Raw genomic sequence first — 5,145 nt, 5'->3', positions numbered from 1 at the left:
GAATCGTCGCGTTCCTTCGCGTCCCCCTCTGCCCTGCCGGGCATCTCCCCCACTTGGGGGGAGATTGGCTGCGGCTTGGCCGGCACTTTTCCTTCGACCGGCTTTTCCGTCCGCCGCACGGTCATTTCATCGAGCGAGTTCTTCTTGAACAGCGGCTTGACCGGCTCGCCGGGTATGCCGAAATCGGAGCCATGCGCCTCTTCAGCCGACTGTTTCTTGAACAGCGAGCGTGACACCGCGCCGGCCGGCGTCGGCATGTCGGTGCCCGGGCCCATATCGTCGATCGAGGGTTTCGAAAACAGCGGTTTTTTCACCGGTACGGCGCCGTCGGCGCCCATCTCGTCGAGATCAGGCTTGCGGAAGAGGTTGGGCCGGGCAGCCCTGGCGGCCTCTTCGGCGGCGCGCGCTTCGTCGAACTTGCGGAAACGCTCCTGTTCTTCTGCTGTCCGATGTTTGGCCACGCCCTTGTTGTGCTTGCCCTTTTCGCGGCCGGAGGCCGGGCTTTCCATGTCGGCGTATTTGGCCAGCGGGTCTTCGGAGATGGACAGTTCCATCTCACGCAGGCGCTTGATCTCGTCGCGGATGCGGGCCGCCTTCTCGAAGTCGAGATTGGCTGCGGCATCGCGCATCTGCTTTTCCATCGCGTCGAGATGGGCCTTGAGGTTGTTGCCCATCATGGCGCCGGCACTGTCGGTGAACTGCGAGATGTCGGCGCGGACGTGGTCCTTCTCGTAGACCGAATCCAGAATATCGGAGATGCGCGACTTGACCGATTCCGGGGTGATGCCGTTGGCCTCGTTCCACTCCACCTGCTTTTCGCGGCGGCGGTTGGTTTCGGCCATCGCCCGTTCCATCGAGCCGGTCACCTGGTCGGCATAGAGGATGACCTTGCCGTCGACGTTTCTGGCGGCGCGGCCGATGGTCTGGATCAGCGAGGTTTCCGAGCGCAGGAAACCTTCCTTGTCGGCGTCGAGAATGGCGACGAAGCCGCATTCGGGAATGTCGAGGCCTTCGCGCAGCAGGTTGATGCCGACCAGCACGTCGAAGGCGCCGAGGCGCAGATCGCGCAGGATCTCGATGCGCTCCAGCGTGTCGATGTCGGAGTGCATGTAGCGCACGCGGATGCCTTGTTCATGCAGATATTCGGTCAAATCCTCGGCCATGCGCTTGGTCAGCACCGTCACCAGCGTGCGGTAGCCGGCCTTGGTGGTGTCACGGATTTCGCCGACGACATCGTCGACCTGGGTCTTGGCCGGGCGGACCTCGACCGGCGGATCGATCAGGCCGGTCGGGCGGATGACCTGCTCGGCGAAGACGCCGCCGGCCTGCTCCATTTCCCAGCCGCCGGGGGTCGCCGAGACGGCGACCGAAAGCGGACGCATGGCATCCCATTCCTCGAAGCGCAGCGGCCGGTTGTCCATGCAGGACGGCAGACGGAAGCCGTATTCGGCCAGTGTCGCCTTGCGGCGAAAGTCGCCGCGATACATGCCGCCGATCTGCGGCACGGTGACATGGCTTTCATCGATGAAGACCAGCGCGTTGTCGGGAATGTACTCGAACAGCGTCGGCGGCGGATCACCCGGCTGGCGGCCGGTGAGATAGCGCGAATAGTTCTCGATGCCGGCGCAGGAGCCGGTGGCTTCCAGCATCTCGAGGTCGAAGCGGCAGCGCTGTTCCAGCCGCTGCGCCTCAAGCAGGCGGCCGGCCCGCTCGAGTTCGACCAGCCGGTGCTTGAGCTCTTCCTTGATCGACTTGATCGCCTGGTTCAGCGTCGGGCGCGGCGTCACATAGTGCGAATTGGCGTAGATCTTGACGCTTTTCAGCTCGCCGGTCTTCTGGCCGGTGAGCGGGTCGAACTCGGTGATCTGCTCGATCTCGTCGCCGAACATCGAGATGCGCCAGGCGCGGTCTTCCAGGTGGGCCGGGAAGATCTCGATCGTGTCGCCGCGCACGCGGAACGAGCCGCGAACGAAATTGATGTCCTGGCGCTTGTACTGCTGGGCGACGAGATCGGCGAGCAGCGCGCGCTGGTCGAGCCGATCGCCGATCTGCATCTGGAAGGTCATCGCCGTATAGGTTTCGACCGAGCCGATACCGTAGATGCAGGACACCGAGGCGACGATGATGACGTCGTCGCGCTCGAGCAGCGAACGCGTCGCCGAATGGCGCATGCGGTCGATCTGCTCGTTGATCGAAGATTCCTTCTCGATGAAGGTGTCGGTGCGCGGGACGTAGGCTTCCGGCTGGTAATAGTCGTAGTAGGAGACGAAATACTCGACGGCGTTTTCCGGGAAGAATTTCTTGAACTCGGAATAGAGCTGCGCCGCCAGCGTCTTGTTCGGCGCCAGGATCAAGGCAGGGCGCTGCGTCTCCTCGATCACCTTGGCCATGGTGAAGGTTTTTCCGGAGCCGGTGACGCCGAGCAGCACCTGGGTCCGGTCGTTGTTGTCGACGCCTTCGACCAGATCCTTGATCGCGGTCGGCTGATCGCCGGCCGGCTCGAAATCCGAAACCATCTTGATGGCAATGCCACCTTCGGATTTTTCCGGGCGGGCGGGGCGATGCGGCGTCCACAGCACACCGTCCTTGTGCAGCGGATTGCCGGATTCGATCAACGCCGAAAGGGCGGCTACCGTCGCGGTGACGCTGCCCGAAGCCATGGTCTCGGCGTCTTCCAGCGAAATGTCGAGACCCGCGACCGGGTTGAGGCCCGCTGCCGTGCGCTCCCTCGCCGTCGCCGCCCCACCCATCGAGGTGCCGCGCGAACTGCGTCCCGGCGAGCTTGAACGCTCGGGTATCTTCTTCGACGGCTTCGGCGATTTGCCGCCGTCGCCCTTGCCGGCAAGACGCCCTTCCTTCTCGGCCTCCTGCTCGATCTGCTCGGCCCAGTCCGCGATCGAACCGGTCAGCGGCGTGCCAGAGAGCTCCGGCTGCGGCATCTCGGCGAAGCCGCCTCTGTGCAGCGGCTCCGAAGCGTCGAGGAAATCGGTCAGCGGACTGCGCCGCTTCGGCGCGGCGCGGTCGTCATTCGCCGTCGGCGGCGTTTTTTTGTCGGGAGATTTGGCCATGTCCCGAATATGGGATTTCCTGGCCAAAATGGAAAGAGCGCGGTGGGGAGAGGCGTGCCGGACAGCGCTGCTCCTGACAGCAGGCTGTCAGGAGCAGGCGGGAAGGTACGCCCGAAAGCCTCTTGTCGCTACACGCCCCTGGCGGCTGATGCGACCTGCGTAGCCGACCCGTTCAGGCGCGGCACCACGACGAGGCGTTTGATCTTGCCCTTCTTGAAGGCGGCGAGGAAACGCGCATAATCCTTGAAGGCGACGCAGCCGCTCGACTGGGCGTAGCGGCCCCGAAGCAGATACGTATGGGCCAGAAACCCGTCGCGATTGTACTTGTTGCGGCCATCGACCGGCGTCAGGCGCAAGGCCTCCACACCATGAAAGCGCGACTCGCGCAGCGACAGATTGTAGGTGTTGGGCGGTGTCGGTCCGCGGTTCTTCTGGTCGGCATAGCGCGGCTGGTCCGTCATCGCGCCGATGCCAGAATGCGCCTCGAGCCTTGAGCCGTCAGGCATGTAGACGGTGGCGGCGCTGATATCGTAGACGGCGACGCCATTGCCGGCGCCGCTTCTGGATCCCGGCGAGTTGAACAGGTTCCTGAACGCCTTGCCAAGGCCGCCCGAAGGCGTGTCCGGCTTGGCGTAGGCCAGCACATCGCCGCCATCGGCCGGCCGGCCTTGCCGCGCCGGTTTTGCCGGCTGGGCCTGCTGGACCGTCTCACGCGCCGGCTTCGATTGCTGGGCGGGCTTGGGCTGCTGAACAGATTTGGGCTGCTGGACCGGCTTAGGCTGCTGCTGCACGATTTTGGGCTGCGGCGGGTCGAATTGCGGGCGGCGGGTCGGCAACGGCACGTCGTCGGTCAGCGCGTCCGGCAGCGAGGCGGCATCGCCGGGTTGATCCTGCTGGGTTTCGACGGGCGAAACCGCGATATCGGCTGACGATTCCTCGATCGGCAGCGGTGAGGCAAACGCCTCGGCGTCGACCGGCAGCGACCGCACGAGGGCAAGGGCCAACTGCGAATTGTCTGGCGTATCGGATTGGGCAAAGCCCATCGGCTGCGGTGCGATCTGCACGACCACCGAACCGGTATCCAGCCGGGCGAAACGTTCGGCTGCCGGAACTGGCATGTTATCGGACAGGCTGGCCGTGACCTGGACGGACGGCACTAGCGACGCCTCGGCAATTCGCGGTGCGACGGTGGAGATCACCGGGCGCGTGTTGGCAGTGGCGGCAGGTTTTCCGGCGTCGGCAAAGGCAGCGGCCAGCTTCATCGGCGAAAGCGACGCTTCCATGCGTTCGAAGCGCTCCTGCGCCTTCGACTTCGCAAGGGCAGGCATCGGCTTTGCCTGCGCTACAAGGCGTTCGGATTTTTCCGCCTGCGAGCTTACCCTGGCCAGCTTGAAACAGCTGGCGCCGCACTGCACCGAATGATCATGCAGAGCCTGAGTGCCGCCATTGGCATTGGCCAGCACGAAGGGTGCTTTCAAGAAGTGCTGTTTCAGCGGATCGGTAAGTGCGAGCGATCCCGGCATGGACAGCGTCTGGGGCAGGCCAACCGAAGTCGCCGACAGCGAGGCGCCGACGGAACTGAGGCCGGCCATGGTGCCGATCAACCAAAGGCCGATGGCGGTGCTGACGCAAGGCAGCGCGACCCAGCGGGCCACCCGGCCAGCGTTGAAGGAAGAGGAACGCGGAGCATCGACGAACTCGCCGCCCTCACGCTGTCCCCGGTTTTTTTTGTGTGTACTCAACAACGCCATGCAACCAATCTCGCTTCAACCGGTTTCCCCGTACGCGGCCTTGAGAGCCGCGACGACCATTCTGTGAGTGATCCCAGGTGGTCCCCGACGCGTTTGCCGCGTCTGTAGTTGGTTGCCGATTGCTTCAAAATATGGACAAAGTTGGTTAATCAATTCCTCTCAAAACCAACGACGAGATGTGGATTTGGGCCAAATTTGGCTTCGTCCACGGCCAGGAAAGTGGTGTTGTCGCCCTTCCGACCTGGTTTTGCTGCCTGTTTTTGGCGGCCGAGTCAAGCAAAACAGCCGCTGCTAATTTTTGCGAAGCGCGTTGGCGCGGCATCTGC

3 protein-coding genes are annotated in these 5,145 nt (G+C 63.8%); all 3 read right to left on the bottom strand.

Annotation, left to right across the window (positions count from 1 at the left end):
* Window positions 1-3,068: excinuclease ABC subunit UvrB (gene uvrB, locus EN939_RS20105; RefSeq protein ID WP_127269382.1), on the bottom strand; the 3,068-nt coding region annotated here is incomplete at its 3' end.
* Window positions 3,069-3,196: 128 nt separating this feature from the next.
* Complete coding sequence (locus EN939_RS20100) at window positions 3,197-4,819, bottom strand: DUF2778 domain-containing protein (protein ID WP_127269381.1); 1,623 nt, start codon at window positions 4,817-4,819, stop codon at window positions 3,197-3,199.
* 145 nt (window positions 4,820-4,964) lie between these two features.
* The coding region (locus EN939_RS38575) for a hypothetical protein (RefSeq protein ID WP_206528311.1) at window positions 4,965-5,145 on the bottom strand (181 nt) is incomplete at its 5' end.

The sequence above is a fragment of the Mesorhizobium sp. M7A.F.Ca.CA.002.05.1.1 genome (genome assembly GCF_003998335.1).
GTDB lineage: Bacteria > Pseudomonadota > Alphaproteobacteria > Rhizobiales > Rhizobiaceae > Mesorhizobium.
Note: the sequence above shows the minus strand (reverse complement) of the source record. Positions and strands in the feature narration are given on the sequence as shown.

What these genes read in the sequence shown, in the direction of transcription:
- EN939_RS20100 (WP_127269381.1), bottom strand. Translation starts at nt 4,819, where the DNA reads ATGGCGTTGTTGAGTACACACAAAAAAAACCGGGGACAGCGTGAGGGC.